Below are 15,781 nucleotides of genomic sequence, written 5' to 3'. Positions count from 1 at the left end.
AAGAGCCTTCTTTGAATCGTCGGACGGAGCCTCAGCTCTTATGGGCCGCCGGTTTCGCGGCGGCCGCGGCGCTCGCCGCGGTCGACTTCTGCGCGCCGCCGTTCGCGTTCGTGCCGGCGTTTTCCGAGATGATGCGTGCGATTTCCGCATCGGCTTCCGCGCCGTACTTGTCGAAGACGTTGGTCTGGTAAACCGTGGACGGCGCCTGACCGAGTTGGCCGCCGGTGTCGTCCTTGATGTTCACGTCAGCTTGCATCGACAGACCGATACGCAGCGGATGCTTCTCCAGTTCCTGCGGATCGAGCGAAATACGCACCGGCAGACGCTGCACGACCTTGATCCAGTTGCCGGTCGCGTTCTGCGCGGGCAGCAGCGAGAACGCCGAACCCGTGCCGGCCGAGAAGCCGACCACCTTGCCGTGATACGGCACCGACGAGCCGTAGACGTCGGCCGTCAGTTCGACCGGCTGGCCGATGCGCATGTGCTTCAGTTGCACTTCCTTGAAGTTCGCCTCGACCCACACGTCATGCAGCGGCACGATCGCCATCAGCGGCGAGCCGGGCGATACGCGCTGGCCGACCTGCACGGAGCGTTTTGCGACATAGCCTGTGACCGGCGCCGGCAGAGTATTGCGAGCGTGGTTCAGGTATGCGTCGCGCAGCTTCGCGGCGGCGGCCTGCACGTTCGGGTGATCGGCGATCGTGGTGTTCGCGGTCAGCGCGCGGTTTGCCGCGAGTTGCTGTTTGGCGGCGTCGAGCGCGGCTTGCGCGCTCTTCACGGAGTCGCGTGCGTGCGAAATTTCTTCCTGCGATACCGCGCCGGTCTGCGCGACCGTCATACGGCGCTTCAGGTCGTCCTGGGCGCGCGACAGATCGGCCTGGCTCGCCGCGACCCGGGCTTCGTACTGGCTGTCGTCGGCGAACAGACCGCGCACCTGGCGCACCACCTGCGCAAGATTGGCCTCGGCCTGTTCGAGTGCGACGCGCGCGTCGGCCGGGTCGAGCACGACGAGCGGGTCGCCGGCCTTGACGACCTGGGTGTCGTCCGCGTTGACCGCGATCACGGTGCCCGTGACCTGCGGGGTGATCTGCACGACGTTGCCGCTCACGTAGGCATCGTCGGTGTCTTCATGGAAGCGCGCGACGAGGAAGTAGTACAGGCCGTACGCGACCGCGGCAATCAGGATCACGATGACGAGCAGCGTCATCATGCGCTTGCGTTTGCCGTTGTTCGCCGCTTGCGGTGGAGTGGCGGGCTGCTGGGGGGTGCTCATTGATGTGCTCCGGGTTCTTTTGAACGTCGTCGTTTATTCGGGTGTTCGTGTGTATGCGTGTGCGTCGGCGCGGGCGGGCTCGCTCAGTTCGCGGCGGTGCTCGTGGCGTGGTTCGCGGCGTTGGCCGATGCGGGAGCATCGGTCGGCACGACGAGACCGGTCTGGGTTGCGTCGAAGCCGCCGCCCAGTGCCTTGATCAGACCGATCTGCAGACTACGGCGGCGCATCTGCAGACCCGTGACCGTCTGCTCGGCGGCAAGGCGGTTTTCGTCGGCGGTGAGCACCTGCAGCTGCGGCGACAGGCCGGCCTTGTAGCGGATTACGGCGAGCTGGTACGCCTTGCTCGACGCGTCGAGCGCGCGCTGGGCGTCGCCCTCCTGGCGGTCGATCGAGCGGATCGACGACACCTGCGTCGAGACGTCCTGCAGCGCGTTGATCAGCGTCTGGTTGTAGTTCGCGACGTCGCCCTCGAAGTCGGCGTAGCGGCCCTTCAACTGCGCGCGCAACGCGCCGGCGTCGAAGATCGGCAGATGGATCGCCGGGCCGAACTGGATCTGACGGCTCGACGCGGTCAGGAAACGGCCCCAGCCGAACGCGTCGAAGCCGAAGCCGGCCGCGAGATTCACGTCCGGGTAGAACTCGGCTTTCGCTTCCTTCACGTCATGCATCGCGGCTTCGACCTGCCAGCGCGCGGCGACGATGTCCGCGCGACGCGCCACGAGGTCGGCCGGGATGTTGTCCGGCAGAGCGACAACGTCGCCGCCGGTGAGCACCGGCTTGTCGATCTGCAGGCCACGGTCCGGGCCTTTGCCGAGCAGCGCGCCCAACTGGTAGCGCACGACGGTGATCTGGCCGTCGAGGTCGGTCAGGTTCGACTGGCTCGTCGCGACGTTGCCGGCGGCGGTCTGCTTCTCGACGTTGGTGTCGAGGCCGGCCGTCACGCGGTCATTCGTGATACGGCCGACGTCCTGGCGGTTCGCGATTTCACGCGCGGCGATGTCGCGAAACGCATACAGCTGCGAGAGCTGGTTGTAGGTGCTCGCGACCGACGCGGCGAGCGTCACGCGCGCCTGCTGCATATCGGCCTCGGCGGCTTTCTGCTGCGACACGGCCTGGCCGAGCCGCTGACGGTTCTTGCCCCACAGGTCGAGATCCCACGACGCGCTCGCGAGCACGTTGTTCTCGCTAAACCAGGTGCCGCCGAACGGAGGCGGGTAAAGGGAGTTTGCCGAGTACAGTTCGCGGGTCCACGAATAGCTCGCGCTGACCTTCGGGAACAGCGCTGCGCGCGAGCTTTCGATATACGACGAAGCCTTTGCGAGCCGCGCTTGCGCCTGGGCGATCGACGGGCTGCCCTCGAGCGCTTCCGCGATCAGCTTCGGCAGTTGCGGGTCGCCGAACTGGTTGGCCCAGTCGAGCGATGGCCACTGGCCGCCCTCGTTGGGCAGACTCTGCGTTGACTCGTACTGCGTCGGCGACGCGATCTGCTTGTCGCTTTTGACGCCGAAGTAGTTCGCGCACCCCGTGAGGGCGAGCGCCGTCACCGCGGCGGCGACAGCGGCGCGGCTCGACAGCGCGGGCGCGGACAGGGAAAGGGATTTCATCGCTCGACTCTTCTTTGAGTGGAATGTATTGATGGACGCAGCAAGCAAGCTATTACGATTTGCTATCGGGATGGCTTGCGGCGTCGCGGGAAAGTCCCGTGTGTTCGCCGGAATTGACGAGCACGCGACGCAGCATGCTCTTCAGGAAGCCCACTTCTTCCGGGGTGAACCCGTTCAGCAGGTTATCGAGCACGCCATTGAAAATGGCCGGCATGCGAGCCGCGATCGCATGGCCTTCCGGCGTCAACGCGAGGCGCACGACGCGGCGGTCTTCGTTACTGCGCACCCGCGTGAGCAGGCCGCGCTTCTCGAGCCGATCGATCAGGCGCGTGACGGCGCTTGCGTCGATACCGTATTCACGCGCCAACTCAGCCGCGAGCAGGCATTTGCCGCTTGCCACCATGAACAGGATGCTGCCTTGCTGGCTGGTGATGCCGAGTTCGGCCATGCTGCGCTGCGTGATCAGGTTTGATAGGGTCGACTTCACCCGTGAGATGAGATAGCCGACGCTTTCGCCGAGCTGGTACTCGCTGAGATCCGGCGTGGATTCGTTGGACGGCTCCGTCATGATTCTCGTGCGAATGCAATGGTTGACTAGGCATTAGTATAGCTGGCTGTTGATTGACGCGACAAGCGTTAATACAGCTTAGGCAAGGATTATTTCGCGCTCAAGCAACAAACCGTACGGAATGGCGTAGGGCGGGGCAAGGCGCGATTCGCGCAACTCGCCGCAGGCGCGGAGAGCGGACGGTCTATCGGGGAATACCAGAAAAGGATCATCCGTGCGTGCTATAATTTTGGGTTCCCAAAAGTGCGCTTTGGGCTTGTTGTCGTGGTTTGGCTCCTCAACCAGCAGCATAAGCAAGCGGCGCACTCAACCGTCTTCAGGTTTCCTATGACCCGCGCCCTACGCAACATCGCCATCATTGCTCACGTCGACCACGGCAAGACCACGCTCGTCGACCAGCTCCTCCGTCAGACCGCCACGTTCCGCGAGAACCAGCAGATCGCCGAGCGCGTGATGGACTCGAACGACATCGAAAAAGAGCGCGGCATCACGATCCTGTCGAAAAACTGCGCGGTGGAGTACGAGGGCACGCACATCAATATCGTCGACACGCCGGGGCACGCCGACTTCGGCGGCGAAGTGGAGCGCGTGCTGTCGATGGTCGACTCGGTGCTGCTGCTCGTTGACGCGGTGGAAGGCCCGATGCCGCAAACCCGCTTCGTCACGAAGAAGGCGCTCGCACTGGGTTTGAAGCCGATCGTCGTGGTCAACAAGGTCGACCGTCCGGGCGCGCGGATCGACTGGGTGATCAACCAGACCTTCGACCTGTTCGACAAGCTCGGCGCCAGCGAAGAGCAGCTCGACTTTCCGATCGTCTACGCATCGGGCCTGAACGGCTACGCGGGTCTCACGCCTGATGTACGCGACGGCGACATGCGTCCTTTGTTCGAGGCAATCCTGCAGCACGTGCCGGTGCGCCCGGCCGACCCGGAAGGTCCGCTGCAACTGCAAATCACGTCGCTCGACTACTCGTCGTACGTTGGTCGTATCGGCATTGGCCGTATCACGCGCGGCCGCATCAAGCCGGGCATGGCCGTCGCGGTGCGCTTGGGCCCGGAAGGCGAAATCCTCAATCGCAAGATCAACCAGGTGCTGTCGTTCAAGGGTCTCGATCGCGTGCAGGTCGACTCGGCCGAGGCGGGCGACATCGTGCTGATCAACGGTATCGAGGAAGTGGGCATCGGCGTGACGATCTGCTCGCCGGAACAGCCGGAAGCGCTGCCGATGATCACCGTCGACGAACCCACGCTGACGATGAACTTCCTCGTCAACTCCTCGCCGCTCGCGGGCCGTGAAGGCAAGTTCGTCACGAGCCGCCAGATTCGCGACCGCCTGATGAAGGAACTGAATCACAACGTCGCGCTGCGCGTGCGCGACACCGGCGACGAAACGACGTTCGAAGTGGCCGGCCGCGGTGAGCTGCACCTGACCATTCTGGTCGAAAACATGCGCCGCGAAGGCTACGAGCTGGCCGTGTCGCGTCCGCGCGTCGTGATGCAGGAAATCGACGGCGAGAAGCACGAGCCGTACGAAAATCTGACCGTCGACATGGAAGACACCCACCAGGGCGGCGTGATGGAAGAACTTGGCCGCCGCAAGGGCGAAATGCTCGACATGGCATCGGACGGCCGTGGCCGCACGCGTCTCGAGTACCGTATTTCGGCGCGTGGTCTGATCGGCTTCCAGTCGGAATTCCTCACGCTCACGCGCGGTACGGGTCTGATGAGCCACACGTTCGATTCTTACCAGCCGGTCAAGGAAGGCGCAGTCGGCGAACGTCGCAACGGCGTGCTGATCTCGCAGGACGACGGCGCGGCAGTCGCGTACGCACTGTGGAAGCTGCAGGACCGCGGCCGCATGTTCGTGGCGCCGGGAGAAGCGCTGTATGAAGGCATGATCATCGGCATCCACAGCCGCGACAACGATCTCGTCGTGAACCCGATCAAGGGCAAGCAGCTTACCAACGTGCGCGCGTCTGGCACCGACGAAGCCGTGCGTCTCGTGCCGCCGGTTCAGCTGTCGCTCGAATACGCGGTCGAGTTCATCGACGACGACGAGCTGGTCGAAGTCACGCCAAAGTCGATCCGTCTGCGCAAGCGCTACCTGAAGGAACACGAGCGCCGCAGCGCGAGCCGCAACAAGGTTGCCGGCGAATAAGCCGGACTCGAATATCCGTCTGGATAGCAGGAAGCGGAAGCCACCTTCGGGTGGCTTCCTTGTTTTTGGCGCATCAAAACGTTTGGCGCTGCATCATGCCTGCCACTTTCAGGGGCGGAACACATGTAGACACCCATTGCGCTGTTCGCCTTCATTTCTCACAGAACACTGTTGCGCGCTGTGAAAAGGCACCCCGTCGCCCGCGAAACGCCCGCCATCACAGGCTCTGCGCCTGTGCCGTTCACTATCTGGACTATTCGTTCTGTGCTATGCTCCCGGGTGCAAAGTTTTAGGTCCTTCCAAGCAAGACTTGATTCGCGCAATCCGCTAAACGGTCAGGCCGTGTCGCGGAAGGTTCGGTAACCCGCTATTTCTCGAGAAACTCGAAGAAAGGTGAGCGTAAAAATGATGAAGCAATTCCAGTCGAACTCTTATCTGTTCGGCGGCAATGCTCCGTACGTTGAAGAAATGTACGAAGCGTATCTCGATAATCCGGCGTCAGTGCCCGAGACCTGGCGCAGCTATTTCGATGCGTTGCAGAACGTGCCCGCATCGGACGGCAGCAACGCCAACGACGTGGCCCATGGCCCGATCGTCGAATCGTTTGCCCAGCGCGCCAAGGCCAATGCCTTCCTACCGCGCGCAACGGCCGGCGGCGAAGATCTCGCAACCGCCCGCAAACAGGTTTACGTCCAGTCCCTCATCGGCGCATATCGCTTCCTCGGCTCGCAATGGGCCAATCTCGATCCTCTGAAGCGCCGCGAGCGTCCCGCGATCCCCGAACTTGAACCCGCGTTCTACGACTTCACCGAAGCCGACATGGACCAGGAGTTCAGCGCAACGAATCTGTACTTCGGGTTCGAGCGCGCGACGCTGCGCGAGATCGTCAAAGCCCTGCGCGACACGTACTGCGGCACGATCGGCGCCGAGTACATGTACATCAGCGATCCGGAGCAGAAGCGCTGGTGGAAGGAACGCCTCGAATCGATCCGTTCGACGCCGAGCTTCAACAACGACAAGAAGAAGCACATCCTGAATCGCCTGACGGCCGCCGAAGGCCTCGAGCGTTTCCTGCACACCAAGTACGTCGGGCAGAAGCGCTTCTCGCTCGAAGGCGGCGAGAGCTTCATCGCGGCGATGGACGAAGTCGTGCGTCACGGCGGTCTGCGCGGCGTTCAGGAAATCGTCATCGCGATGGCTCACCGTGGCCGTTTGAACGTGCTGGTCAATACGCTCGGCAAGATGCCGGCAGACCTGTTCGCCGAATTCGAAGGCAAGCACGTCGATGATCTGCCGGCTGGCGACGTGAAGTACCACAAGGGCTTCTCGTCGGACGTCGCGACGGAAGGCGGCCCGGTTCACCTGTCGCTCGCGTTCAACCCGTCGCACCTCGAAATCGTCAACCCGGTGGTCGAGGGCTCGGCGAAGGCGCGTATGGACCGTCGCGGCGACGAAAACGGCGTTCAGGTGCTGCCGGTGCAGATCCACGGCGACGCGGCGTTCGCCGGCCAGGGCGTCGTGATGGAAACGCTGAACCTCGCGCAAACGCGCGGTTATGGCACGCACGGCACGCTGCACATCGTCATCAACAACCAGATCGGCTTCACGACGTCGGACCCGCGCGACTCGCGCTCCACGTTGTACTGCTCGGACGTCGTCAAGATGATCGAAGCGCCGGTGCTGCACGTGAACGGTGACGATCCCGAAGCGGTCGTGCTGGCCACCCAGATGGCGATCGACTTCCGCATGCAGTTCCACAAGGACGTCGTCGTCGACATCGTCTGCTTCCGCAAGCTGGGCCACAACGAGCAGGACACCCCGGCGGTCACGCAGCCGCTGATGTACAAGACGATTTCGAAGCACCCCGGCACGCGCGCGCTGTACGCTGAAAAGCTTGTTCAGCAGGGCGTCATCAAGGCCGAGGATGGCGAGGAATTCGTCAAGGCTTATCGCAGGGCGATGGACGAGGGCCACCACACGGTCGACCCGGTGCTCTCGAACTACAAGAGCAAGTACGCGGTGGACTGGGTGCCGTTCCTTAACCGCAAGTGGACCGACGCGGCCGACACGGCCGTGCCGCTCGCGGAACTGAAGCGCCTCGCCGAACGCATCACCACGATTCCGGAAAACTTCAAGGTTCACCCGCTCGTCGAGCGCGTGATCAACGACCGTCGCGCCATGGGCCGCGGCGAAGCGAAGCTCGACTGGGGCATGGGCGAGCACCTCGCGTTCGCGTCGCTGGTCGCATCCGGTTATGCCGTGCGCCTGACCGGTCAGGATTCGGGCCGCGGCACGTTCACGCACCGTCACGCAGTGCTGCACGACCAGAACCGCGAGCGCTGGAACGACGGCACCTACGTGCCGCTGCAGAACATCGCCGAAGGTCAGGCGAAGTTCACGGTGATCGACTCGGTGCTGTCGGAAGAAGCGGTGCTCGGCTTCGAATACGGTTACTCGACCGCTGAACCGAACACGTTCGTCGCGTGGGAAGCGCAGTTCGGCGACTTCGTGAATGGCGCGCAAGTCGTGATCGACCAGTTCATCTCGTCGGGCGAAGTGAAGTGGGGCCGCGTGTCGGGCCTGACCATGCTGCTGCCGCACGGCTACGAAGGCCAGGGTCCGGAGCACTCGTCGGCGCGTATCGAGCGTTTCCTGCAACTGTGCGCAGACCACAACATGCAGGTCGTTCAGCCGACCACGCCGGCGCAGGTCTTCCACCTGCTGCGTCGCCAGATGATCCGCCTGTTCCGCAAGCCGCTGATCGTCGCGACGCCGAAGTCGTTGCTGCGTCACAAGGAAGCCGTGTCGGATCTGTCGGAACTCGCGAAGGGTTCGTTCCAGCCGGTCATCGGCGAAGTGGACGAAACCATCGACGCGAAGAAGGTCAAGCGCGTGCTGGCCTGCTCGGGCCGCGTGTACTACGACCTGGTCGCGCATCGCCGCGAAGCGAAGGTGAACGACGTCGCGATCATCCGTATCGAACAGCTCTATCCATTCGCGCACAAGCAGTTCGAAGCGGAAATGAAGAAGTACGACAACGCAACCGAAGTGGTGTGGGTGCAGGACGAGCCGCAGAATCAGGGCCCGTGGTTCTACATCGAGCACCATCTGAAGGAAGGCATGAAGGAAGGGCAGAAGCTGGCGTACAGCGGCCGTCCGGCTTCGGCTTCGCCTGCAGTCGGCTACTACGCGAAGCACTACGAGCAGCAGAAGGCGCTGATCGAAGGCGCTTTCGGCCGTCTCAAGAGCGCGTCGATCGCTAAATAAAGAAACAGACGAGCCGGGAAAGCGCAGTGCGCTTTCCCGCGCCGCGCCGAACGTTTCCCATGAGGTTCAGGCGCGGCGTTCACGGTTCGCAGGCGGTCGTGAAGAAGCGCCGTCACCCGATACGTATTCAGGATACTCATAATGGCTATTGTTGAAGTCAAGGTTCCCCAGCTCTCCGAGTCGGTCTCGGAAGCGACCATGCTGCAGTGGAAGAAGAAGCCGGGCGAGGCTGTCGCTCAGGACGAAATCCTCATCGAAATCGAGACCGACAAGGTCGTGCTCGAAGTGCCGGCACCGGCAGCAGGCGTGCTCGCGCAAGTCATTTCGAACGACGGCGACACGGTGACGGCTGAGCAGGTGATCGCGAAGATCGACACGGAAGGCACCGCAGGCGCCGCCGCTGTCGAAGCCGAAGTGAAGCCGGCTCCGGTCGCGGCTGCGGCTCCCGCACCGGCGGCTCAGGCCGCTGTGGCAACGGGGTCGAACACCGCTGCTTCGCCGGCTGCCGGCAAGCTGATGGCAGAGAAGGGTCTGGCTGCGGGCGACGTCGCCGGCACCGGCCGCGACGGCCGTATCACGAAGGGCGACGTGCTCGTCGCCGGCCAGGCTGCTCCGGCTGCCAAGGCCGCACCGGCTCCGGCTGCCGCACCGAAGGCTGCGAAGCCGTCGCTGCCGGACGTCAAGGCCCCGGCATCGGCCGATCAATGGCTGAAGGACCGTCCGGAACAGCGCGTGCCGATGTCGCGTCTGCGTGCTCGTATCGCCGAGCGTCTGCTCGAGTCGCAGCAAACCAACGCCATCCTCACGACGTTCAACGAAGTGAACATGGCGCCGGTCATGGAGCTGCGCAACAAGTACAAGGACAAGTTCGAGAAGGAACACGGCGTGAAGCTCGGCTTCATGTCGTTCTTCGTGAAGGCGGCTGTTCACGCGCTGAAGAAGTTCCCGCTCGTGAACGCGTCGATCGACGGTAACGACATCGTCTACCACGGCTACTTCGACATCGGTATCGCTGTCGGTTCGCCGCGCGGTCTGGTGGTGCCGATCCTGCGCAATGCAGATCAGCTGAGCCTCGCCGACATCGAGAAGAAGATCGCCGAATTTGGCCAGAAGGCGAAGGACGGCAAGCTGTCCATCGAAGAAATGACCGGCGGTACGTTCTCGATCTCGAACGGCGGCGTGTTCGGCTCGATGCTGTCCACCCCGATCATCAACCCGCCGCAGTCCGCGATTCTCGGCGTGCACGCCACCAAGGAACGCGCAGTGGTCGAAAACGGCCAGATCGTGATCCGCCCGATGAACTACCTCGCGCTGTCGTACGACCACCGTATCATCGACGGCCGCGAAGCAGTGCTGTCGCTGGTCGCGATGAAGGATGCGCTGGAAGATCCGGCTCGCCTGCTGCTCGACCTGTAAGCGCACGTTCCACCGACGCCGGCCGGCGGTTTGCGCGGGCCGGCGTCATCCGTAGCACGTCTTTAGCATTCCGCAGTACAGGAACGGCGCGCGCCACCTCGGGTGGCCCGGCGCCGTTCCGCCATCAAAGGGATTGTCATGTCCAAAGAATTTGACGTCGTCGTGATCGGCGCAGGCCCTGGCGGTTATATCGCCGCCATCCGCGCAGCGCAGCTCGGCAAGACCGTCGCATGTATCGAAAAGTGGAAGAACCCGGCCGGCACGCTGAAGCTCGGCGGCACCTGCCTGAACGTCGGCTGCATTCCGTCGAAGGCATTGCTCGCTTCGTCGGAAGAGTTCGAGAACGCGTCGCATCACCTTGCCGACCACGGCATCTCGGTGGAAAACGTTTCGGTCGATATCTCGAAGATGATGGGCCGCAAGGACGGCATCGTCGAGAAGATGACCAAGGGCATCGAATTCCTGTTCCGCAAGAACAAGATCACGTGGCTCAAGGGCCATGGCAAGTTCACCGGCAAGACGGACGCCGGCGTGCAGATCGAAGTGAGCGGCGAAGGCGAAGATGGTGCAAGCAGCGAAGTCGTCACGGCGAAGAACGTGATCATCGCAACGGGTTCGAAGGCGCGTCATCTGCCGGGCATTCCGGTCGACAACAAGCTGATCGCCGACAACGAAGGCGCACTCTCGTTCGACACGGCACCGAAGAAGCTCGCCGTGATCGGCGCAGGCGTGATCGGTCTGGAACTCGGCTCGGTCTGGCGCCGCCTCGGCGCGGACGTGACCGTGCTCGAAGCGCTGCCGGAATTCCTCGGCGTGGCTGACCAGGCGCTGTCGAAGGAAGCGGCCAAGCAGTTCAAGAAGCAAGGTCTCGACATCCGCGTCGGCGTGAAGGTCGGCGAAGTGAAGACGAGCGAAAACGGCGTGACGATCGCCTACACGGACAAGGACGGCAACGCGCAGACGCTCGAAGCCGACCGCCTGGTCGTGTCGGTCGGCCGCGTGCCGAACACCGACAACCTCGGCCTCGAAGCGATCGGCCTGAAGGCCAACGAGCGCGGCTTCATCGACGTGGACGACCACTGCGCGACGGCCGTGCCGAACGTGTACGCGATTGGTGACGTGGTGCGTGGCCCGATGCTCGCGCACAAGGCTGAGGACGAAGGCGTGCTGGTTGCCGAAGTGATCGACGGTCAGAAGCCGCACATCGACTACAACTGCATTCCGTGGGTGATCTACACCGAACCGGAAATCGCATGGGTCGGCAAGACGGAGCAGCAACTGAAGGCGGAAGGCCGCGAGATCAAGACCGGCCAGTTCCCGTTCATGGCTAACGGCCGCGCGCTCGGCATCAACAAGGCGGACGGTTTCGTCAAGATGATCGCCGACGCGAAGACCGACGAACTGCTCGGCGTGCACATCATCTCGGCGAACGCATCGGACCTGATCGCGGAAGCCGTGGTGGCGATGGAGTTCAAGGCGGCGTCGGAAGACATCGGCCGTATTTGCCATCCGCACCCGTCGCTGTCGGAAGTCATGCGCGAAGCGGCACTCGCCGTCGACAAGCGCGCGCTGAACATGTAAGCACGCACGCCTGACCGAAACGCAACCTTAGCATCACCAAAGGCGGGCGGGGTTCAATCCCTCCCGCCTTTCTTTTTGCAGCAACACGATGAACGTCACCGAATACTACGAAAAAGAACTGCAGACGCGCGGTTATCAATCCGATCCGGCGCAGCGCGCGGCGGTCGACCGCCTGCAGCGGTGCTTTGAAGAGTGGGTCGCATACAAGTCGCGCCGCTCGAACGCGTTCAGGAAGCTGATCATTCACCCCGATCTGCCGCGCGGCGTGTACATGTGGGGCGGCGTGGGCCGCGGCAAGAGCTTCCTGATGGACAGCTTCTACATGATCGTGCCGTTGCATCGCAAAACCCGTCTGCACTTCCACGAGTTCATGCGCGAAGTGCATCGCGAACTCGAAGAACTCAAAGGCCGGGCCGATCCGCTCGACGAACTCGCGCGCCGCATTGCGAAGCGCTATCGGCTGATCTGTTTCGACGAATTCCACGTGTCGGATATCGCCGACGCGATGATCCTGTATCGCCTGCTCGACAAGCTGTTCGAGAACGGCGTGCAGTTCGTGATGACGTCAAACTACGCGCCCGACACGCTGTACCCGGACGGCCTGCATCGCGACCGCATGCTGCCCGCGATCGAACTGATCAAGCAGAAGCTCGACGTGATCAACGTCGATGCGGGGATCGATTATCGCCAGCGCACGCTCGCGCAGGTGGAGGTCTATCACACGCCATTGGACGCCGCCGCCGGCAAGGCGCTGCGCGACGCCTTCGCGCGCCTCGCCGCGGTGCCCGACGAAAGCCCGCTGCTGCATATCGAGAAGCGCGAGCTGAAGGCGCTGCGCCGCGCGGACGGCGTGGTCTGGTTCGACTTCGCGACGCTGTGCGGGGGCCCGCGCTCGCAGAACGACTACCTCGAACTCGCGACCCGCTTTCACGCGGTGATCCTGTCGGACGTGCCGCAGATGTCGGTGCGCATGGCGTCGGAAGCGCGCCGCTTCACGTGGCTCATCGACGTGTTCTACGACCACAAGGTCAAGCTGTTGATGTCGGCTGCGGTGCCGCCGGAGCAGTTGTACGTCGACGGTCCGATGGCTAATGAATTCACGCGTACGGTGTCGCGCATCGTCGAGATGCAGTCGAAGGAGTATCTCGACACGCCGCGCCGGATCGTCGACACGTCCCTAACCTGAGCTACCGCGCACGACACATTTTCAGGAATCGGAGTGGTCTGATATACAGCGCACGGATGACTGGCTATCTTTTGTCGTTGTTCTGACAAAGGAGGAAGCATGAACCCGTATCGCGAAATCACCGATGAAGAATGGCAGCGCGTTGCGCCACTGCTGCCCGAACTCCGGCCGCGTACCGAAATGCGTGGCCGTCCACTTGCCAATACCCGCTCGGTGCTCAACGGCGTGCTTTGGGTCATGTATAGCGGCGCCACCTGGTCCGCAATGCCGCGCCGCTACCCGCCATATCAGACCTGTCATCGCCGCTTCAAGTCGTGGTACGAATCGGGCGTGCTCAAGCACGTCACGGAGCAACTGCTCGGCACCGCGAGTGAAGATTTCTGCAGATTGATGGAAGCGCGTATGCGCACGCACGCGAGCGTGCAGCACAAGCGCGCCGCGTCCAAGCGCGTGCCCGCGGCGTTTCGTGTTCCGGCCGCCGCATACAATCCGGTACCGGCCACGTCGGTGCCGGCGTCGCCGATCGCTTACGCTGCACCGCTCAAGCAGGCAGCATGACCATCGCAAACAGCTTGCCCCAATGAAAACGGCCGCGCGATTCTTGATCGCCGGCCGTTTTTTATGTTGCACCTCCTGGCGCCGAGCGCGCATCGTTGCAGCATCATGCGCACATTCAGGCGACGTGCCGGGCGCCACGCATGCGCCGCACGTCGACCCTCATTGCTGCCGTATCCACGTTTGCGAGCGGCCAAGCAGCGCGACCCCAATGTAGCCACGCACCACGAGCTTGTTGCCGCCGTCCTCGAGATGCATCTTGCATTTGTAGACCTTGCCGTTTTCAGGATCGAGAATCTGGCCGTGATCCCACGCGTCGCCATCCTTCTTCATGCTGTTGATGATGGTCATGCCGAGGAGCGGTTGATCCTTGCGCGCGTCGGTGCATTCGGTGCAACGGCGATCCGGCTGATCGTTCGCGCCGAGACCCTTGATAACCTTGCCGTTCAGTTCGCCATTGCCGTCTTGTGTGATCTGCACGAGCGCCTTCGGCTGGCCCGTGTGATCGTCGATGGTTTGCCACGTGCCGATCGGTGTATCGGTCTGCGCCATCGCGGTCACGGCGCTGGCGAGCAGGGCGCCGGCGAGCGCGGCGTGACGGGCGGTGCGCAGCGCAAGCGCGCCGGCACGTCGAGTGAATCGCGTCATTGCTTTCCTCCTTGATATGAGACAGCGCGATCATGGTCGCGCGGTGTTATGGGCATCGTGGTCGGATGTGCGGTACCAGCCCTCGCGATCCGTAACGGTGCCAGCGGTGTGCCGTTTGCATCGTCAGCGCAGAATACGCGAAAGTGCATGCGTCGTTTGATAGTGGAGCTTCTAATCCGCTCGCGGCACTTCTGAAGCGTGTCAATTCAGCTGGTAGCAGAACCTCGCGTTGATGCGCGGACTGTGCGATGCGCTCTCCACCGGCGCATCACCGACCGCTTTTCCGACGGACGCATCGAGGCTGTCGCAGTACGCATAGGTGAAGCCGAGCGTGATCGGCCGGTTGGCCTCGACCGTCGCGCCCCAGCCGGAATCGCCCGACGCATCGCCCGGCTCATGGCATGTCCTGGCCGACGAGCGGTGTGAAGCGTTGCGCGACTTCGTCGAACGAAATCGACTTCCCGCCGGCGACCTGCACGGTCAGGTTCGGACCGCCGTGGGGCGCCTCGATCAGCGGCAGGGAATCGAACGGATCGTCGTCTACCGCCGCGCCGGTGAGGCGGGACTACGCTTGTGCCTGTTATAGAAGCAAACGCGCAAGTACCATATTTTCGACGAAGAGCCCGAAACCCGCGAAAGTGAGTAATAATTCCCCGTTTTCTACTAAAACAAAATCTGTTCAACAGGTATCACATGGACCGAAAGTCGAAGCTACGAGAGATTGCTCTGGCCGCATGCATCGTATTGGGGGCCCTTCAGGGCGCGAATGCACAGGCTCTGGAGAACAGTGGTGCGAGCGGTACGGTCGTGTCCCAGCCGGGTACGACGAGTGCGTTGCCCGACACCTCGCAGGCCGGCCAGGCGGAAACCACTGCACTGACGCCGGATGAAAACCGGCAATCCGCCACCGGGAACGTGGCTGAATTGCAGCAGATGATCCACGGCCCGGATCTGAGCGAATTGCGCACCACGTATAACGGCAGCTATGGCGCGAGCCTGCTGTTCTACGGCAAGGAGATGACCTACTACGTCGCGCTGTTCCAGCAGAAAAACTTCTGGCGCGTGATCAAGTCGCAGGACGCCGCGCGCGCCGAGCTGATCTACAAGGATTTCGCGCGGCAGACGATGCAACTGTCGGACATCGAGATCCGCCGTACGCAACTCGAAGCGCAGAAGGCGTTCACGCAGCGCATGGTCGCGCTGTCGCAGGAACGCGCGAGCCGGCTGCAGGCCGACCTCGACGTCGCGCGTCAGCAGCAAAGCATCGTCGCGAGCCAGCAGGAGCAGAAGCGCGCCGAGGCGACCGAACTGGCGCAGCAGAAGGCCGCCGCGCAGGATCAGTTGCGCGTCGCGCAGCGCCAGGTGCGCGACCTGCAGCGTCAGCTCAATAGCGGCTTGCCGGTGCATTGAGCACGACGGTGTGAGCCTGGGTGGAGTGGCGGGACGGCGCGGAAATCGGTGCGCCGTCCGGCTCGTCCGCGGGCGTTACCGTTGTTATGTTTGATCGGTGCTTTCCATACCCCGCC

General features: G+C 63.1%; 12 protein-coding genes and 1 pseudogene. 8 read left to right on the top strand and 5 right to left on the bottom strand.

What is annotated here, in order from left to right:
- Positions 1-31 precede the first annotated feature (31 nt).
- The 3 genes from HDG33_RS15790 to HDG33_RS15780 all read right to left on the bottom strand — a co-directional run bounded on the left by HDG33_RS15790 (position 32) and on the right by HDG33_RS15780 (position 3,445).
- Positions 32-1,273, bottom strand: coding sequence for an EmrA/EmrK family multidrug efflux transporter periplasmic adaptor subunit (locus tag HDG33_RS15790; protein WP_184029918.1), 1,242 nt, complete (start codon positions 1,271-1,273; stop codon positions 32-34).
- Between the two features lie 83 nt (positions 1,274-1,356).
- Positions 1,357-2,877, bottom strand: coding sequence for an efflux transporter outer membrane subunit (locus HDG33_RS15785; protein WP_184029913.1), 1,521 nt, complete (start codon positions 2,875-2,877; stop codon positions 1,357-1,359).
- A 52-nt stretch (positions 2,878-2,929) separates the two neighbouring features.
- The gene (locus HDG33_RS15780; RefSeq protein ID WP_184029907.1) at positions 2,930-3,445 is read right to left on the bottom strand and encodes a MarR family winged helix-turn-helix transcriptional regulator; all 516 of its coding nucleotides are present in this window, start codon (positions 3,443-3,445) and stop codon (positions 2,930-2,932) included.
- A gap of 327 nt (positions 3,446-3,772) precedes the next feature.
- Between HDG33_RS15780 and typA the strand changes: the two genes are divergently transcribed.
- From typA to HDG33_RS15750, 6 genes are all read left to right on the top strand, one after another.
- Positions 3,773-5,602, top strand: coding sequence for a translational GTPase TypA (gene typA / locus HDG33_RS15775; RefSeq protein WP_184029904.1), 1,830 nt, complete (start codon positions 3,773-3,775; stop codon positions 5,600-5,602).
- Between the two features lie 405 nt (positions 5,603-6,007).
- On the top strand, positions 6,008-8,869 hold the full coding sequence (locus HDG33_RS15770) for a 2-oxoglutarate dehydrogenase E1 component (RefSeq protein ID WP_184029901.1): 2,862 nt from the start codon (positions 6,008-6,010) through the stop codon (positions 8,867-8,869).
- A 141-nt stretch (positions 8,870-9,010) separates the two neighbouring features.
- Positions 9,011-10,285 (top strand): 2-oxoglutarate dehydrogenase complex dihydrolipoyllysine-residue succinyltransferase, encoded by a 1,275-nt coding sequence (gene odhB / locus HDG33_RS15765; RefSeq protein WP_184029896.1) that lies wholly within the window; start codon positions 9,011-9,013, stop codon positions 10,283-10,285.
- Between the two features lie 138 nt (positions 10,286-10,423).
- Positions 10,424-11,866, top strand: a complete 1,443-nt coding sequence (gene lpdA, locus HDG33_RS15760) for a dihydrolipoyl dehydrogenase (RefSeq protein WP_184029891.1) — start codon at positions 10,424-10,426, stop codon at positions 11,864-11,866.
- An 88-nt stretch (positions 11,867-11,954) separates the two neighbouring features.
- On the top strand, positions 11,955-13,052 hold the full coding sequence (gene zapE / locus HDG33_RS15755; RefSeq protein ID WP_184029888.1) for a cell division protein ZapE: 1,098 nt from the start codon (positions 11,955-11,957) through the stop codon (positions 13,050-13,052).
- Positions 13,053-13,151: 99 nt separating this feature from the next.
- Positions 13,152-13,610, top strand: a complete 459-nt coding sequence (locus HDG33_RS15750; protein WP_184029885.1) for a transposase — start codon at positions 13,152-13,154, stop codon at positions 13,608-13,610.
- A 159-nt stretch (positions 13,611-13,769) separates the two neighbouring features.
- Here HDG33_RS15750 and HDG33_RS15745 read toward each other — a convergent pair whose 3' ends face one another.
- Positions 13,770-14,255: a DUF2147 domain-containing protein gene (locus HDG33_RS15745; protein WP_184029882.1), complete on the bottom strand. Its 486-nt coding sequence runs from the start codon at positions 14,253-14,255 to the stop codon at positions 13,770-13,772.
- 201 nt (positions 14,256-14,456) lie between these two features.
- Positions 14,457-14,654: pseudogene (locus HDG33_RS37315) on the bottom strand (ShlB/FhaC/HecB family hemolysin secretion/activation protein); the annotation flags it as partial.
- Between HDG33_RS37315 and HDG33_RS15740 the strand changes: the two are divergent.
- Together HDG33_RS15740 and HDG33_RS15735 are read left to right on the top strand one after the other, a co-directional pair.
- On the top strand, positions 14,575-14,841 hold the full coding sequence (locus tag HDG33_RS15740; protein WP_184029879.1) for a hypothetical protein: 267 nt from the start codon (positions 14,575-14,577) through the stop codon (positions 14,839-14,841). The pseudogene HDG33_RS37315 and the gene HDG33_RS15740 sit on opposite strands and share 80 nt — an antisense overlap.
- A gap of 107 nt (positions 14,842-14,948) precedes the next feature.
- The gene (locus HDG33_RS15735) at positions 14,949-15,665 is read left to right on the top strand and encodes a DUF2968 domain-containing protein (protein ID WP_184029876.1); all 717 of its coding nucleotides are present in this window, start codon (positions 14,949-14,951) and stop codon (positions 15,663-15,665) included.
- The last annotated feature ends 116 nt before the right edge of the window (positions 15,666-15,781 follow it).

Origin of the sequence: Paraburkholderia sp. Cpub6, from assembly GCF_014201065.1 — a bacterium.
Lineage (GTDB): Bacteria > Pseudomonadota > Gammaproteobacteria > Burkholderiales > Burkholderiaceae > Paraburkholderia > Paraburkholderia tuberum.
Note: the sequence above shows the minus strand (reverse complement) of the source record. Positions and strands in the feature narration are given on the sequence as shown.

Coding starts and splice junctions, on each gene's coding strand:
- HDG33_RS15770 (WP_184029901.1), top strand. CDS start 6,008: ATGATGAAGCAATTCCAGTCGAACTCTTATCTGTTCGGCGGCAATGCT.
- HDG33_RS15785 (WP_184029913.1), bottom strand. CDS start 2,877: ATGAAATCCCTTTCCCTGTCCGCGCCCGCGCTGTCGAGCCGCGCCGCT.
- HDG33_RS15750 (WP_184029885.1), top strand. CDS start 13,152: ATGAACCCGTATCGCGAAATCACCGATGAAGAATGGCAGCGCGTTGCG.
- odhB (WP_184029896.1), top strand. CDS start 9,011: ATGGCTATTGTTGAAGTCAAGGTTCCCCAGCTCTCCGAGTCGGTCTCG.
- HDG33_RS15745 (WP_184029882.1), bottom strand. CDS start 14,255: ATGACGCGATTCACTCGACGTGCCGGCGCGCTTGCGCTGCGCACCGCC.
- HDG33_RS15735 (WP_184029876.1), top strand. CDS start 14,949: ATGGACCGAAAGTCGAAGCTACGAGAGATTGCTCTGGCCGCATGCATC.
- HDG33_RS15790 (WP_184029918.1), bottom strand. CDS start 1,273: ATGAGCACCCCCCAGCAGCCCGCCACTCCACCGCAAGCGGCGAACAAC.
- typA (WP_184029904.1), top strand. CDS start 3,773: ATGACCCGCGCCCTACGCAACATCGCCATCATTGCTCACGTCGACCAC.
- HDG33_RS15780 (WP_184029907.1), bottom strand. CDS start 3,445: ATGACGGAGCCGTCCAACGAATCCACGCCGGATCTCAGCGAGTACCAG.
- lpdA (WP_184029891.1), top strand. CDS start 10,424: ATGTCCAAAGAATTTGACGTCGTCGTGATCGGCGCAGGCCCTGGCGGT.
- zapE (WP_184029888.1), top strand. CDS start 11,955: ATGAACGTCACCGAATACTACGAAAAAGAACTGCAGACGCGCGGTTAT.